The organism is Acinetobacter sp. YH12152 (assembly GCF_013418285.1).
GTDB lineage: Bacteria > Pseudomonadota > Gammaproteobacteria > Pseudomonadales > Moraxellaceae > Acinetobacter > Acinetobacter amyesii.
On record NZ_VPCH01000002.1, the window covers coordinates 115,414 to 130,198 of the forward strand.

Here is a 14,785-nt window from a genome sequence, read left to right on the forward strand (position 1 = left end):
GATAAATCCTCAAATTATTTTGCATTTTCATCGTGCATGAGGGGAAAACTGGGGTGTCTATGACAACAGGTCGAATCCTGAATATTCCTAATATTTTAACATTGGCACGAATTGCTTTAATTCCTGTGTTTTTGTTGGTGGCGTACTGGCCACCTGCAATGGGCGTGGGTGAGCATGCTGCAAGCATGTCACGTCATATATTGCTGACTGCTATTTTTGTGATCGCAGCTGTCACTGATTGGTTTGATGGCTACCTTGCAAGAAGTTTAAATCAGACTTCAGCATTTGGACGTTTTCTCGATCCTGTTGCAGATAAACTGATGGTCGCAACTGCGTTGATCGTCTTGGTGCAATGGCAACCTACCATTTCGATGGCCTTTGCAGCGATTGTAATTATTTCACGTGAAATCACGGTGTCTGCCCTACGTGAGTGGATGGCTGAATTAGGCGCGCGTACCAGTGTTGCGGTTTCAACCGTTGGTAAATATAAAACAGCATTCCAGATGATTGCGATTTCAGTATTTTTGCTAAATTGGCAGCCCCTAGAAATGTTGGCGTATGGATTGCTCTATACAGCCGTGGTTTTAACGTTATGGTCGATGTTTATTTATTTGAAAGCTGCATGGCCGTATTTAAAACAACCTTGATTTAAAAGTAAGTTACTAAAAGCTCCGTGATCGGGGCTTTTTTATTGCCAAGCTTTTAAAAAAATTGAGGGTTTGACTAGTTTGAACAGCGCTTCATTTGATTAGAGCTTGACGTTAAATGTGAGACGTTGGCGCAAATTTTGGATAAAAAAATTCCCAGATTTTGGGGGAAATCTGGGAAGGAAAATCGGGGTTACTTATCGCTATTATGGAAGATGTTTCCATCTCCTTGATTGCTATTATAGGAAAGCAGATTTAGAAATACATGGAGTTTCTTGTAGTGTAATGTTGTGTTTTATTGAGAAATGTATCACAAATTTACATTAATAATTTTTGATACAAATTGGCCGATAACTTTGGTAGGTTTTGTTTGGATTTAAACGATAAAAATCGATATATGTGATGATAAAAATACAATTAACATTATTTAAATAATAGATTCATCTATTTAAGTTTAAATAAAATTGATCAATGGATAAAAGATTTTTCAGCAATGATAAAGATCATTTCTCAATGAAAGCTTACACAGACGTCATCTTTGTCTTACGAAAAAAAGCAGTGCTCCTAAGCACAAAAAAAAGGAGCCTTTTTAGACTCCTTTTTGAGATTTGAAGCTACGCGCTTCGCTTGTCTTGCGTAATTTTTAGAGCAATAAAAAAGAATCCCCAAGATTGGAGATTCATTTCAATTAAAGCTTACGCACAGCATAGCTGCTTGTCTTGCGGCGTGGCGGAGTATAAAAAAAGGAGCCCCTTTGGACTCCTTCATGACATTTGAAACTACGCGCTTCGCTTGTCTTGCGTAAAACTTAAAGCAATGCTTTAAGTTTTACTCAGGCTTTAGGCCTTCGGCTTTTTCTAAAGATTCATCATTGCTGAAGAATTTTTCACGCTGCTCTTCAAGGAACTTTTTCGCGTCAGCTTCAAACACGTTTAAACGTTTTTCATTGATCAACGTAGTTTGGTGTTTTAGCCATTCTTGCCAAGCTTGTTTAGATACCGTATCAAACAATTCTTGTCCCTTTGCACCAGGGAATGGTGCAAAGTCTAAACCTTCCATTTCAGCCTGATATTTACGGCAAAACACTTGTCGAGACATATCAATACTCCATTTAACTTGAAAAAGTTATGCGTAAAGTTTTTCTAAACGTGCGTGTGCGCGTTCAATTGCTGCTTCAACTTGAGCAGGTGCAGTACCACCAATGTGGTTACGTGCATTGACAGATGCTTCAAGTGTTAATGCTTTTTCGAAGACATCGGCTTGAATCAAGTCAGAGAATTGTTGAAGTTGCTCAAGGGTTAATTCTGAAAGGTCTTTGCCTTCTTGAACACCGAGGGCAACCGCTTTACCCACAATTTCATGCGCATCACGGAATGCTACGCCATTTTTAACGAGGTAGTCGGCAAGGTCAGTTGCAGTTGAGAAGCCACGCAGCGCTGCTTCACGCATGATGTCAATGTTTGGCACTAGTGCAGGGATCATGTCGGCAAATGCCATGAGTGAGCCACGAACAGTATCGATTGCATCGAATAGTGGTTCTTTATCTTCTTGGTTGTCTTTGTTGTATGCCAAAGGTTGACCTTTCATCAGGGTCAATAGGCTCATCAAGTCACCATATACACGGCCAGTTTTACCACGGATCAACTCAGGAACGTCTGGGTTTTTCTTTTGCGGCATGATTGAAGAGCCAGTGCAGAAACGGTCAGGGATGTTCACAAATTTGAACTGAGCCGATGTCCAAAGAATCATTTCTTCTGACATGCGTGATAAATGCATCATGATGAGTGATGCTGCCGCATTGAATTCAATACCAAAATCACGGTCAGATACGGCGTCTAAAGAGTTTTCAGCGACAGCTTCAAAACCTAGTAATTCGGCAGTGAATGCACGGTCAATTGGGTAGGTTGTTCCTGCAAGTGCAGCAGAACCTAAAGGCATACGGTTGGTACGTTTACGGCAGTCGATTAAACGCTCTGAGTCACGTACCAACATTTCAAACCACGCCATTAAATGGTGACCAAAAGTCACTGGCTGTGCAGTTTGTAAATGCGTGAAGCCCGGCATGATGGTATTGGTATTTTTCGCCGCTAAGCCTAGGATGCCTTTTTGTAATTTTTTCAATAATTCTAAAATCGCATCGATTTCGTCGCGAACATACAGACGGATATCGGTTGCAACTTGGTCATTACGACTACGACCGGTGTGTAGTTTTTTACCTGTAATACCGATACGTTGAGTCAAGCGTGACTCAATATTCATGTGCACATCTTCTAGGTCAATGCGCCATTCGAAGTTACCCGCTTCAATTTCTGCTTTAATGGTGTTTAAGCCATTAATAATATCGTCACGCTCTTGTTCAGTTAGAACGCCAACTTTTGCAAGCATGGTTGCATGTGCAATTGAACCTGCAATATCTTGTTTATAAAAGCGTTGGTCAAACTGTACAGATGCTGTAAATTCAGCAACAAAAGCGTCAGTAGCTTCGGAAAAACGACCGCCCCACATGCCTGAAGTTTGGGCTTGTGACGGATTTGAGGAATTAGAAGATGTGGTCATGTCGGCTCAATAAGATAAAAAGCATAGAACTGAGCAAGAGTATAGCAAATTCGAACCCAGTTGCCGAAGGGCAAGTTGATCAAACTTTTAGACAGGGTTTAGGTCTATGACAATTTCTGTATTTTCAGGAAAAATGGGCCGTTGGCACTATCTGTGGGAGCTGTTTCTTGCGGGCAATATTGTGGCTTTGGTTTTGGTCTTGGCCCAAGCTCAATCGTGGCAAGCCTTAAGTGTTTCCAGTGTCATGCAGCATGTGTTGTTTATTAACTGGATATTATTGGCATTTGCAGCATTTTCAGAGCTTTTGCAGAGCAAGACGCGTGGTTTAAGCATGAAAATGCTCATGTTTAGCGGGTTTGTTTTATTGCAAGCTTTGGTGTTATTCACCACTATAACTTTAAATGTTTTGATCTATTTTGGTGAAAATTTCAGTTTAACTGGCTTGAGTGCAGACGTTTTAACTGCTGGTGTGGTTTTAAATCTGAGCTATGGGGTATTACTTGGGGCATTTTGTTTTCGATATTTATATTTAAGAGAACAGTGGGGTCGACAACATCATAGTGAATTAAACTCACGCATTCAGGCTATGCAAGCTCGGATTCATCCACATTTTTTATTTAATAGCTTAAACAATGTGATTAGCTTGATTGCGATTGACCCAGATAAAGCGGAGCAAATGCTACTGAATTTATCTCGATTATTCCGTGCAAGTTTTCAAGAATTGAAGTTGGTAAGTCTCAAAGATGAGATCGATCTGTGTCAGCGTTATTTGGCCATTGAACAAATGCGTTTAGGTGATCGGCTTAAGGTGGAGTGGAAACTAGAAGGTACTGAACAATACGCTCAAGTACAAATTCCACTATTAACTTTACAACCTTTATTAGAAAATAGTATTTTTCATGGAGTTGAAAAGATTTTGACAAAGAGTACGATAAATATATTGATTGAAATATTACAAAATCAAATTAATATCGTTATTACAAATCCCTATACACAGGATACAATTAAATTACGTCAGGGGAATGGTATTGCCATCGAAAACGTGAAACAGAGACTTGAGGCATATTATGGTCAGCATGTCACTTTTCAAACCTACGCAGGCGAGGGGATGTATACGACTGTGGTGCAATATCAATATAAATAGAAATCTCAGTTGACCAATAAAAATAAATGACGTTAACGAGATAAGGAGGAGAAATGGACATCCTAATCTGTGATGATGAGCCTCTAGCAGTAGAGCGATTGTCACGTTTAGTCACTCAACTTGGACATCAAGTGGTTGCGAAAGCTTCACATGGTCAACAAGCGATTGACTTGGCTCAAAGCCTCGAGCCTGATGTCATCTTACTAGATATACAAATGCCTGAAATGGATGGGTTGACTTGCGCGAAATTGTTGCGTGAATTAGACCCCATGCCCGCTATTATTTTTTGCACTGCATATGATCATCATGCACTTGATGCATTTAAATCGAATGCAGAGGGATATTTACTAAAACCAGTTATGCAACAGGAATTGCAGCAGGTTTTAGATCATTTAACTAAATTAACCCAAGCTCAATTGAGCACGATAAAACAAAAAGAAAATATGGACGAAATTAAAATCAGCCGCCATCAAATCGCGGCAAAGACTTATCGTGGTGTAGAACTGGTCCCTGTGGAAAATATTTATTATTTTCTTGCAGATCAGAAATATGTCACTGTTCGGCATAAAAATGGCAATGTACTTATTGATGAAACGCTGAAGGATTTAGAGCATGAATTTGGTGATCGCTTTATACGCATTCATCGCAATGCCTTGGTGTCTGTGAGCTTTTTAGATGGTTTGGAAGTCGTAAGCTCAGGGCAATATCAGGTGCGTTGTCGAGATTTAGAAGAGCGTTTGGCGGTCAGCCGTCGGCATTTACCGAATTTACGCGAGCGAATACAAAAATTATAGGGCAAGGGTTAAAGCACATTGCGAATTAAGCTTGCATTTTCAACTGAGCAAGTTAAGTTTAGAATAATAGCCCTATAGACTGTATTTTAAAATTTATGAATATCCTTAAGATCGCAACTCGACAAAGCCCGCTTGCACTTTGGCAGGCGGAACATATTCGTGCACGCTTAGAAGCACTTCATGCAAATTTGAAAGTTGAGTTGGTGACTTTTGTGACCCAAGGTGACAAGATTCTAGATACCCCTTTAGCCAAAATTGGGGGAAAAGGATTATTTGTAAAAGAATTAGAAGCGGCGTTGTTGGATGGTCGTGCAGACTTAGCAGTTCATTCGATGAAAGATGTGCCGATGGCATTGCCTGAAGGTTTAAGCTTGGCCGTGATTTGTGAGCGTGAAGATCCATTAGATGCTTTCGTTTCAAATACCTATAACAGTTTTGATGATTTACCACAAGGTGCGAAGGTTGGGACATCGAGCTTGCGCCGCAAATGCCAAATTTTAAAACAACGTCCAGACCTCGAGATTATTGATCTGCGTGGCAATGTGGGTACGCGTTTATCTAAACTCGATGCGGGTAACTATGATGCGATTATTTTGGCCAGTGCAGGGTTGAAGCGTCTGGGTTTAGCAGAGCGTATTCGTCATACTCTTGAGCCTGTTGTGAGTTTACCTGCAGTTGGACAAGGTGCATTGGGCCTAGAATGTCGTAGCCAAGATCAAACTGTATTGGATTTAATTTTGCCCTTAATGCATACAGAGACCAATGCCTGTGTACGCGCAGAACGTGCATTTAATGCATATCTAGAAGGTGGCTGCCAAGTACCGATTGCAGGTTATGCAACCTTAGAAAATGGTCAGATTCATTTGGAAGGTCGTGTCGGTAGTGTTGACGGTCAAACCTTGTTGAAAGCACAGCAAATAGGCCTTCCTGAACAAGCTGAACAACTCGGTGTCAAATTGGCACAAGACTTGTTAGCCCAAGGTGCAGGTGAAATTTTAAAGGCACTGTATTAATACATGCTTTTTATCAATACACGTCCAGCAGATCGTGCAACGCAGCTTAGCTTGACGCTACGCTCTGCGGGTGTGGCTGTGGCTGAGCTTCCATTACTTGAGCTCAAGCCGCGGGCATGGTCAGAAGCATTGGCAGCGTGCTACGCCCAGTTGAGTGCTGCGGATGTATTGGTTGTGGTGAGCCCTTCTGCGGTTACCTTTGGAATGCAAGGTTTGCGTAAGGCAGGTATTTCATTAGAGCAGCTCGAACATATTCAATGGGTTGCAGTCGGTGATGCAACTGCAGCAAAGCTGGCTGATTATGGCATTCACAGTGTCGTACCGCAGGTGGAAACCTCGGAGGGAATGCTCACCTTAAGCCATGTAGAACAATTAGAGGCCGGGGCTTGTGTTGCGTTTTGGCGCGGTGAAGGTGGTCGTCAATTTATGATGCAGCAGTTGCTAGCACGTGGCATTCAGGTTCTCAATTTTGTGCTATATGAACGGCATCTACCAGAAGAGACCATCCAAAAAGTAAAAACACTTATTTCTGAACATCAGTTGTCATCTCCATATTGTATGTTGATTACCAGTGAGGCCAGCTGGCTAAATTGGCTTGACTTGATTCAGTCGTATTTATCAGTGCTGAGTCATGCACATATTTTAGTTTTAGGTGTAAGGTTGTTCGAGCTACTTGAGCAAAGTCGTATAACACTGAACAAAGATTTTAAAATTATTCAACTCGAAGATTTAAACGCGACACACATATTGCAGCATGTGCAAGTCGTGCAGGGAAATACATGAAGAAGTTGTTTGTCGTTGTGGTCATTGTCGCCGTACTTTGGTTGGCTAAACTCAGTTTTGATCTATTCCAAGTCAATGCTCAACAAACCGAACTGATGCAACAACAAACTTTATTGCAACAGCGCAATGCAGGTTTGAATGATCAGGTCGTGGCTTTGAAACGCCAGTTGAATGGCACAACGACCGAGATGTCGGCTGCAACGACATCGAATGCTTCGATTGCTGCTGAGGCGACCCATAGTATTGAGCCAATGATGGTTGTGGGCCAGCAACTTGATTTGGTTGAATTTGCCATGCAGCAACAACAATTTGCTGTCGCCTTGGAAAAATTAAACCAATTAGATCAACAATTAGATCAGTTGAGCTTGGCACCTGCACTGCGCATGAGTTTGCATCAGGTAATTCAAAAAGACCGTGAAACCTTAAAGCAATATGTGACAGAGCGTCAGTTGCAGTCTGATAAAGTGAAAAATACTCTGCAATCGATCGATCAATTGTTAGAAAAAGAAATATTAAAGCCCTATAGTTCAAAAGAGCAGCAAAAAGGTCTTTCTTTTTGGCAAAAATGGATTCAAGTCGAATCAGTCGAACAACCAAGTCCCGTATTAATGCAGCGTAGCTTGGTATTAAAAGAAATGCAGTTACGTTTAATTTTGGCTCAGCAAGTTTTAAATCAAGGACAATATCCTCAATTTCAACAAGAAATCACTGAAATTATGCAAATTATGCAGCAATTGCCAGATGCTTCATTAAAACCAATACGCCAACGTTTAGAACAATTAAAGGACATTCCGGTTATTTCTGTACCGCTATTAAATACTCGGGCACTCATAGGATAATCGACTATGAAACATATTTTATTGGCCTATTTATTTATTAGCTTATTGGTTGTTGCCATTATTAGTTTGCTGAGTTTTGGACATGGTGCAGGCTATGTCTATTTATACTGGCGTGAATGGCAAGTTCAATCTAATATTTGGTTTTTAGCATTATTGCTGGCACTACTGAGTTTGTTCGTGCAAATGCTTTGGTATGCGGTTAAACGCTATTTAAGTCGAGAACAGCGTAAATCTGAAACAGTCTTTAGTTTTAATAAACTACATCCCTATGAGCAATTGGCTGTCATTTGGCTTTTAAATGCTGCGCAAGATCAAAAAAACTTTATTCAGCAAGCTTTTACTGAGTCTGGATTATTAAAAGGGGTGATCGATGCGCGTTTATATTGGATTCAGCAACAATATGAAACAGCATTAAATGCATTAACTCAGACCAACCCAATGGCTTTTGAGCTTGCAGAATTGCAACGGATTGAAATTTATTTGTCTCAACAACAGGGTGAAAAGGCTTTAACGCATCTCGAATTTTTGAATCAACATGAATTATCGCCATGGTTGCAAAAAGTCAGCACGGCCTATGAGCAGCGTTTAACCACGCTATGGGGCATGTTTGCGTTGCAGTTTCCTTGGTTGTATTTGCGTTCGACACGTTATGGGCACTTAGATGAGCTGACAAAACAAGCTTGGTTGGAGCAACTATTATCTGCATTTGATCAAGCAGATGTCGATGACTTACAGCACCTAAAGCAGCGTTATTTGGATTTGCAAAATCAAATCACAGAGCGTAAATATGTGGTCAAAGTGCTTTGGTTAAAAGTCTTATCTCGTGTGCCAGAGATGAGTCAGGAACATGAGCAATTGGCTATTCATTTACTGGAACAGCAATTTAACAAAGAAGTGTTCTTTTTGTGGTTCCAGCAAAAAATGCTGAAGCAAAACCCTGACTATGTGGCTGTAGAACAGCAGATTCAACGTTGGGAAGAAAAGTATCCTGCGCTGCCTGTTTTTAGTTTTGCAAAATGGAATATTTACCAAGCGACAGCACGTCAAGCTGAAGCAGATGCATTGTTAGAATTATATCCAAATGATGTATTAATGAGTTATTTACGCATCAAGTCAGCCTTAAATCAGCAGGATGACTTGATCAAACAATTAAATTTAATATTTGAAAATAATGCCAATTTTATGGAAATTCGAATATAAGGACATTATATGCAAGAAGATTTAGCTCAATATTCATTGGTTCATACTCAACACGTCGCTTGGGGGGATATGGATGCTTTTGGTCATGTAAATAACGTGCATTATTATCGTTATATGGAAAGTGCGCGGATTGGTTATTTAGATCAGTTGGATATATTTAATCAGTCTGTGATTACGGTTGTGGCTTCAAGCCAATGTAAATATTTAAGCCCCGTGGTTTATCCTGATATTTTAAAAGTGGCAACGCGCGTTGAAGAATTAAGAAATAGTGCATTTCGTATGAGTTATATATTATGGAGTGAACAGCAACAAAAAATCGTTGCAACAGGCGATGCGGTTATTGTGTGCGTGGATAAAATGACCCTGCAAAAAACCTCTATTCCAGAAAATATTAAAACCAAAATAAAAGCCTTAGAAAATTCAGTGGGAAATAATATTTAAATACAATTTAACTTTATATATTTTAAGGAGTCGTGTTAAAATATTGTAGTAAAATGAAAATTATTTATTGAATAAAAATTTTATTATAATATTATGAGCGAGTTTTCATAAGCATTATTAAAATGAAATTTCGGAGTTAAAGATTATGCCTGATATTAGTAATTTATCAGTTGAAGAGTTAAAGAAGCTTCAAGTAGAAGCTGAAGCACTGATTGCATCTAAAAAAGATCAAGCGATTGAAGATGCGTATAACCGTATTGTTGAAATTGCAGAAAATTTAGATTTAAGCGTTGAACAAATTCTTGAATTTGGTTTAAGCAAACGTAAAAAATCAACGCGTAAAGCGGTTGAGCCACGTTACCGTAGCAAAACCAATGCAGATGACACGTGGACTGGTCGTGGTAAACAACCACGTTGGTTAGTGGCTGAGTTAGAAAAAGGCGCGAAACTAGAAGACTTCTTAATTTAAGAACAATTCATGAAATCGTCATATCCTGAGTTCAGGATAATTAAACCAGGCAAATGCCTGGTTTTTTTATCTCTTTGAATTGGCTATGCAGAAAAAGTATGCATAATGTGTCTATAAAGAAAAATGTTTAAATGATGGAAAAAAATTGATGGATCGGTTGTGGTGGGATGATCAATAAAACTAATAATATTCGGTGGCTCATTTTTGCTGCGATCAGTTTTTTAATTTTCGTTATGCTGCAAGTGCCAGCAGCGTGGCTCATTACAAAGTTTTATAAAAATAACCAAATGCTACATAACGTCAGTGGCAATATTTGGCATGGGCAAGCAGATTGGACACGAGGAAATTTGAAAGGCTCGTTAAACTGGAACACACGCCCGTGGGACTTGATTTTATTACGCTTGGGTGCAAATGTTGAAATTCATAGTGGCAATACCAAACTGCAAGGTGTTATGGGGTATGGTTTTGGCAAAAGTATCAGCATCAAAAACTTAGAGGGTCAAATTGCCCCTGAAACTTTAAAAAGTTTTGCCGATTGGCAATGGCCAACGAATGCCATTCAATTAAAAGATGTGCAGTTTAAATATAAGCCACAACAGGGATTTAGTCAGTCATTAGGCGAGATGCAGTGGGCAGGTGGGGATTTATCCTTTAGCTTTGCACAGCGTCAAGAGTCAATGAATGTGCCTGCCATGTTAGCTCAATTAAAAGATGATAATGGCAAATTGTCGATTGATGTTCGAGATCAACGCGAACAAAAGATGATGAATTTATCACTTGAGCCAGACCTCATGTTGGATGTGCAATTAACCCAGCGCTTTTTGATGAATGTTGCTTCCTATGAAGGTAAGGCAGGATTAGATACGTATGTGATTAGTTCGCGTCAACCTCTATTGAGTGGGGTGAACTGATGGCTGACTATTTCGAAAAAATCCGCGAGATCAATTGGAAGCAAACAGATCGACTTGCACCTGTGGTCTTGGCTTTAATAATTTTGTACCTGTGCTGGAAGTTAGCCGCTTTATTTTGGTTATTGATTGCACCGCCACAAGCCATGCAGTTAGACCGAGTTGAATTGGGTTCACAGCAAACGCAAGTTCCTAATATTAGCTCTTTTGCCTTGTTTCAGGAAAACCGCAGTTCAGCAGCTGACGCGCAGTTAAATATGGTGTTACAAGGTGTGGTGGTTGGACAGCCAAGTCGCTACTCGTCGGCAGTGATTAAGGTCAATGAGAGTTCAGATCGCTACTTGGTTGGAGAAACCATTCAAGGTTCATCATATCAACTGGCTGAAGTTTATTGGGATAAGGTGATTTTAACGCAGGGTAATGGTGCACGGCGTGAATTAGCGTTCCAAGGTATTGAAAACGGATTAGATCAACCGATTGTCCCTACAGCCAATGCAACATCAGGCGGATCTTTGCAAAATAACAGCATGCAAAATGCAGCTAATCCTGCAAATTCAGGGCAAGGCACGACGCAGTCCGCGATTGGTCAGGCCGTACAACGCATGACAGAAAATCGTGAGCAATATCTGCAGGAAATGGGGGTGAATCCATCAGGTAATGGTGGGTTTGAGATTTCAAATCGAACACCTGCTGCCTTGAGAAATAAATTGGGTTTGCAACCGGGTGACCGCATTATGTCTTTAAATGGGCAGGCAGTCGGTGCAGGACAATCTGAGGCGCAATTATTAGAACAAGCCCGCCGTGAAGGGCAGGTGAAACTTGAAGTCAAACGTGGTGATCAAGTGATGACCATACAACAGGATTTTTAGTGATGTTTCATCACTTTATAGGGTTAGGAAACACAGGCGTATATGGCTTTATTTAATAATAACCGTTCAACTTTAGCTGCCTATGCCATGGTGCCCTTGGTTGCTATGGTCAGCACAGCAAGTTATGCACAAACATGGAAAATCAATTTACGTGATGCAGATCTTACGGCATTCATTAATGAAGTCGCAGATATCACGGGGAAAAATTTTGCAGTTGACCCACGGGTACGAGGAAATGTAACGGTTATTTCCAATAAGCCTTTAAATAAAAATGAAGTCTATGACCTGTTTCTCGGTGTATTGAATGTCAATGGCGTGGTGGCGATTCCATCGGGCAACACCATTAAACTGGTTCCAGACAGTAATGTAAAAAGCTCGGGCATTCCTTATGATGCGCGCCACCGTGCGTCTGGAGACCAAATTGTCACCCGAGTAATTTGGCTTGATAACACCAATGCCAACGACTTAATTCCAGCCCTACGTCCACTGATGCCGCAATTTGCACATTTGTCAGCAGTGGCGGGGACCAATGCGCTGATCGTCTCAGACCGTGCTAGTAATATTTACCAGCTCGAAACGATTATTCGTAATTTAGATGGAACGGGTCAAAATGATATCGAAGCCGTGACGCTGCAATCGAGTCAGGCCGAAGAAATGATTGGGCTGTTAGAGTCGATGAGTTCGACCGGCGCATCAAAAGACCCGAAAGGTTCACGAATTCGTATTATTGCGGACAATCGAACCAATCGTATTATCATTAAAGGTGATACAGCGACACGTAAGCGTATTCGTAAGATTATTGAGACCTTAGATGTGCCTGCTGCAGATCGATTGGGTGGATTGAAAGTTTTTCGTCTAAAGTATGCAAGTGCCAAAAACTTGTCAGAAATCTTACAAGGCTTGGTCACAGGGCAGGCCGTTTCGAGTACAAATTCATCGAATAGCTCAAATAGCAGCACGATGAACAGTTTAATGAATGATAGTAACAGTTCGAATTCACAGTCATTCAGTTCACAAAATAACACCAGTTCAGGTATTAACCTCAACAGTAATAACTCTTCCAATAATACGCAAAACGGTATCTCAAGCTTTAATGCCAATGGCGTGAGTATTATTGCTGATGCCACACAAAATGCACTGATTGTGAAAGCAGATCCGCAGCTCATGCGTGAAATTGAATCTGCGATTCAGCAGCTCGATATTCGTCGTCAGCAAGTGCTGATCGAAGCGGCGATTATTGAAGTTGAAGGCACGGATACCGATCAGCTCGGTGTGCAATGGGCGTTGGGAGATATCAGTAGTGGTATCGGCTTAATTAACTTTGATAACTTTGGTTCTAGTTTAAAAAATATTGCCGCAGGTTATTTAACTGGTGGTGCTGCGGGTGCGGGTAGCGCGGTGAGTGCGGGTACTTCTGTAGTTCTTGGTGATTATCGTGAAGGCAGTGATGGTTCGCGCAAACTCTATGGTGCGATGATTCAGGCCTTAAAAGAAAAGACCAAATCCAATTTATTATCTACACCGTCGATAGTGACGATGGACAACGAAGAAGCCTATATTGTGGTGGGTGAAAACGTTCCATTTGTGACAGGTTCGGTCACCACCAATGGTGGTACAGCCAATCCGTATACATCGATTGAGCGTAAAGATGTCGGTGTTACTTTGAAAGTTGTGCCGCATATTGGTGATGGCGGCTCGGTGCGTTTAGAGGTCGAGCAAGAAGTTTCTGATGTAAAAGACAATAAAGGTCAAGCGTCGGACTTAGTTACGACTAAACGTGCGATTAAAACCTCGATCTTGGCAGAGCATGGTCAAACGATTGTGTTGGGTGGTTTGATCTCGGACAATACATTGCATGGGCGTCAATCCGTTCCGGGGCTCGGGGCTATTCCTGTACTGGGCAAACTTTTTAGCTCGGAAGGAAAATCCAACAGTAAACGCAATTTGCTGATCTTTATTCATCCGACCATTGTTGGAAATTCTGCTGATGTGAAGAAAATGTCTCAGCAACGTTACAGTCAGCTCTATAGTCTGCAACTGGCACTGGATAATGACGGTAATTTTGCGAAATTACCTGAAAATGTGGACGATGTGTATCAGCAGCGCATACCTGTTTCAAAAGGTACAGCACCAGCCCCTGTGTATAAGACGGTACCTACAGCACCACAAACCACACAGCCAGCGGCAGTGGTCTCCACGCCAGTCGCCATTGAACCTGCAGTGAAGCGCCAAACCATAACCGTACCGAATGGCAAAGTGGCGGAAACTCCTTAGGTTAGACAGTAGGGTGGTTTAGCTTTGAAACCACTGCATGCTATGATGAAAAAAACGAGCAATAGAGAATTAACTTCATGACTTGGAAAATTCAAGCAATTTCTGGTGATTTAACAGGACAAGAAATTAGTATTGAGCGAGATATGTTGGTGGGTCGTCATCAACAAGCAGATATTGTTTTACAAGAATCTGATGTATCGCGTAAACATGCTGCCTTTGTACTGAAAGATCAGGCACTCTGGTTGCAAGATCTCAATTCATCCAATGGGACGTTTATTAATGATGTCCGTTTGACTGGTGAATCACTTTTAAAAGAAGGTGATATTGTACAGTTTGCCAGTGTGAAGTTTAGTTTATTGGCTCCAGCTAAAGCTGTTCAGATCCCAGCGGATATTGAACAAAGCGTTGAAGCGTTGCAAACAGAAGAAATTACACCTGTTCAGCAGCCGTCTGAAGCTGTTGCGGTTTCTGAAACTGCGGCACAAGAACCTGTTGTTAAAACGTCTGAAACTGAGACACAAGAGCCTATCGTTAAAACTGCAGCACAACAAATGAATGATCAAGGGATGCCAGAGTTGAAAGAGCGTGATGGTTCAGTTCAATTGACTCGTGATGGTATGCCGACCAATGTGGGTGTGCCTAAACCTGCGCCAATCCCTGAGGGAATTGACATTACTGCTGCTCCGAAAAATGAAGCATGTGATGTAGAAATTCCAGCGACATGTGTAGAGCAAGAGCGTGAAGCGCAAAAAAATGCCTCTGTAGGCTTAATCTCAGTCATTGTTTTAATCATTCTTGCAATTATTGCATGGGTGTTGTTTAAATAAACCGAGACATTCCTCAAAAGG

The 14,785-nt window shown here is 41.0% G+C and carries 14 protein-coding genes and 1 pseudogene; 13 read left to right on the forward strand and 2 right to left on the reverse strand.

Translation table 11 applies throughout. The features are described 5' to 3' along the window. Positions 1–59 precede the first annotated feature (59 nt). Positions 60–647 carry a CDP-diacylglycerol--glycerol-3-phosphate 3-phosphatidyltransferase gene (gene pgsA / locus FTU83_RS01320; protein ID WP_078190467.1) on the forward strand — a complete coding sequence of 196 codons (588 nt, stop codon included), beginning with the start codon at positions 60–62 and terminating at the stop codon, positions 645–647. A gap of 828 nt (positions 648–1,475) precedes the next feature. Here pgsA and FTU83_RS01325 read toward each other — a convergent pair. After that, the gene (locus FTU83_RS01325) at positions 1,476–1,745 is read right to left on the reverse strand and encodes an oxidative damage protection protein (protein ID WP_078190466.1); all 270 of its coding nucleotides are present in this window, start codon (positions 1,743–1,745) and stop codon (positions 1,476–1,478) included. Between the two features lie 27 nt (positions 1,746–1,772). Next, on the reverse strand, positions 1,773–3,203 hold the full coding sequence (gene argH, locus FTU83_RS01330; protein ID WP_171319324.1) for an argininosuccinate lyase: 1,431 nt from the start codon (positions 3,201–3,203) through the stop codon (positions 1,773–1,775). On the opposite strand from argH, the pseudogene FTU83_RS01335 reads away from it, so the two are divergent. The 12 genes and pseudogenes from FTU83_RS01335 (at position 3,194) to FTU83_RS01390 (ending at position 14,764) form a co-directional block, all read left to right on the forward strand. Next, positions 3,194–4,347: pseudogene (locus tag FTU83_RS01335) on the forward strand (sensor histidine kinase). The gene argH and the pseudogene FTU83_RS01335 overlap by 10 nt on opposite strands. A 53-nt stretch (positions 4,348–4,400) precedes the next feature. Continuing rightward, positions 4,401–5,141: a LytTR family DNA-binding domain-containing protein gene (locus FTU83_RS01340; RefSeq protein WP_180012128.1), complete on the forward strand. Its 741-nt coding sequence runs from the start codon at positions 4,401–4,403 to the stop codon at positions 5,139–5,141. Between the two features lie 95 nt (positions 5,142–5,236). Further along, on the forward strand, positions 5,237–6,154 hold the full coding sequence (gene hemC / locus FTU83_RS01345) for a hydroxymethylbilane synthase (protein WP_218945750.1): 918 nt from the start codon (positions 5,237–5,239) through the stop codon (positions 6,152–6,154). Between the two features lie 3 nt (positions 6,155–6,157). After that, positions 6,158–6,937 carry a uroporphyrinogen-III synthase gene (locus FTU83_RS01350; RefSeq protein ID WP_180065791.1) on the forward strand — a complete coding sequence of 260 codons (780 nt, stop codon included), beginning with the start codon at positions 6,158–6,160 and terminating at the stop codon, positions 6,935–6,937. Continuing rightward, positions 6,934–7,776 carry a hypothetical protein gene (locus tag FTU83_RS01355; protein WP_180007023.1) on the forward strand — a complete coding sequence of 281 codons (843 nt, stop codon included), beginning with the start codon at positions 6,934–6,936 and terminating at the stop codon, positions 7,774–7,776. Before FTU83_RS01350 ends, FTU83_RS01355 begins: the two co-directional genes overlap by 4 nt. A 6-nt stretch (positions 7,777–7,782) precedes the next feature. After that, positions 7,783–8,976, forward strand: coding sequence for a heme biosynthesis protein HemY (locus FTU83_RS01360; RefSeq protein ID WP_180105495.1), 1,194 nt, complete (start codon positions 7,783–7,785; stop codon positions 8,974–8,976). 9 nt (positions 8,977–8,985) lie between these two features. Next, positions 8,986–9,417, forward strand: coding sequence for a thioesterase family protein (locus FTU83_RS01365; protein ID WP_180012122.1), 432 nt, complete (start codon positions 8,986–8,988; stop codon positions 9,415–9,417). A gap of 142 nt (positions 9,418–9,559) precedes the next feature. Next, positions 9,560–9,886 carry an H-NS family nucleoid-associated regulatory protein gene (locus FTU83_RS01370; RefSeq protein ID WP_180007248.1) on the forward strand — a complete coding sequence of 109 codons (327 nt, stop codon included), beginning with the start codon at positions 9,560–9,562 and terminating at the stop codon, positions 9,884–9,886. A gap of 167 nt (positions 9,887–10,053) precedes the next feature. Beyond that, the gene (gene gspN, locus FTU83_RS01375; RefSeq protein WP_180012120.1) at positions 10,054–10,797 is read left to right on the forward strand and encodes a type II secretion system protein N; all 744 of its coding nucleotides are present in this window, start codon (positions 10,054–10,056) and stop codon (positions 10,795–10,797) included. Beyond that, the gene (locus FTU83_RS01380; protein WP_180012118.1) at positions 10,797–11,663 is read left to right on the forward strand and encodes a type II secretion system protein N; all 867 of its coding nucleotides are present in this window, start codon (positions 10,797–10,799) and stop codon (positions 11,661–11,663) included. Before gspN ends, FTU83_RS01380 begins: the two co-directional genes overlap by 1 nt. Positions 11,664–11,705: 42 nt before the next feature. Beyond that, positions 11,706–13,937 carry a type II secretion system secretin GspD gene (gspD, locus tag FTU83_RS01385; protein ID WP_180002842.1) on the forward strand — a complete coding sequence of 744 codons (2,232 nt, stop codon included), beginning with the start codon at positions 11,706–11,708 and terminating at the stop codon, positions 13,935–13,937. A 77-nt stretch (positions 13,938–14,014) separates the two neighbouring features. Beyond that, positions 14,015–14,764 (forward strand): FHA domain-containing protein, encoded by a 750-nt coding sequence (locus tag FTU83_RS01390; protein ID WP_180012116.1) that lies wholly within the window; start codon positions 14,015–14,017, stop codon positions 14,762–14,764. Positions 14,765–14,785: the final 21 nt, after the last annotated feature.

Coding starts and splice junctions, on each gene's coding strand:
- pgsA (WP_078190467.1), top strand. CDS start 60: ATGACAACAGGTCGAATCCTGAATATTCCTAATATTTTAACATTGGCA.
- FTU83_RS01325 (WP_078190466.1), bottom strand. CDS start 1,745: ATGTCTCGACAAGTGTTTTGCCGTAAATATCAGGCTGAAATGGAAGGT.
- argH (WP_171319324.1), bottom strand. CDS start 3,203: ATGACCACATCTTCTAATTCCTCAAATCCGTCACAAGCCCAAACTTCA.
- FTU83_RS01340 (WP_180012128.1), top strand. CDS start 4,401: ATGGACATCCTAATCTGTGATGATGAGCCTCTAGCAGTAGAGCGATTG.
- hemC (WP_218945750.1), top strand. CDS start 5,237: ATGAATATCCTTAAGATCGCAACTCGACAAAGCCCGCTTGCACTTTGG.
- FTU83_RS01350 (WP_180065791.1), top strand. CDS start 6,158: ATGCTTTTTATCAATACACGTCCAGCAGATCGTGCAACGCAGCTTAGC.
- FTU83_RS01355 (WP_180007023.1), top strand. CDS start 6,934: ATGAAGAAGTTGTTTGTCGTTGTGGTCATTGTCGCCGTACTTTGGTTG.
- FTU83_RS01360 (WP_180105495.1), top strand. CDS start 7,783: ATGAAACATATTTTATTGGCCTATTTATTTATTAGCTTATTGGTTGTT.
- FTU83_RS01365 (WP_180012122.1), top strand. CDS start 8,986: ATGCAAGAAGATTTAGCTCAATATTCATTGGTTCATACTCAACACGTC.
- gspN (WP_180012120.1), top strand. CDS start 10,054: ATGATCAATAAAACTAATAATATTCGGTGGCTCATTTTTGCTGCGATC.
- FTU83_RS01380 (WP_180012118.1), top strand. CDS start 10,797: ATGGCTGACTATTTCGAAAAAATCCGCGAGATCAATTGGAAGCAAACA.
- gspD (WP_180002842.1), top strand. CDS start 11,706: ATGGCTTTATTTAATAATAACCGTTCAACTTTAGCTGCCTATGCCATG.
- FTU83_RS01390 (WP_180012116.1), top strand. CDS start 14,015: ATGACTTGGAAAATTCAAGCAATTTCTGGTGATTTAACAGGACAAGAA.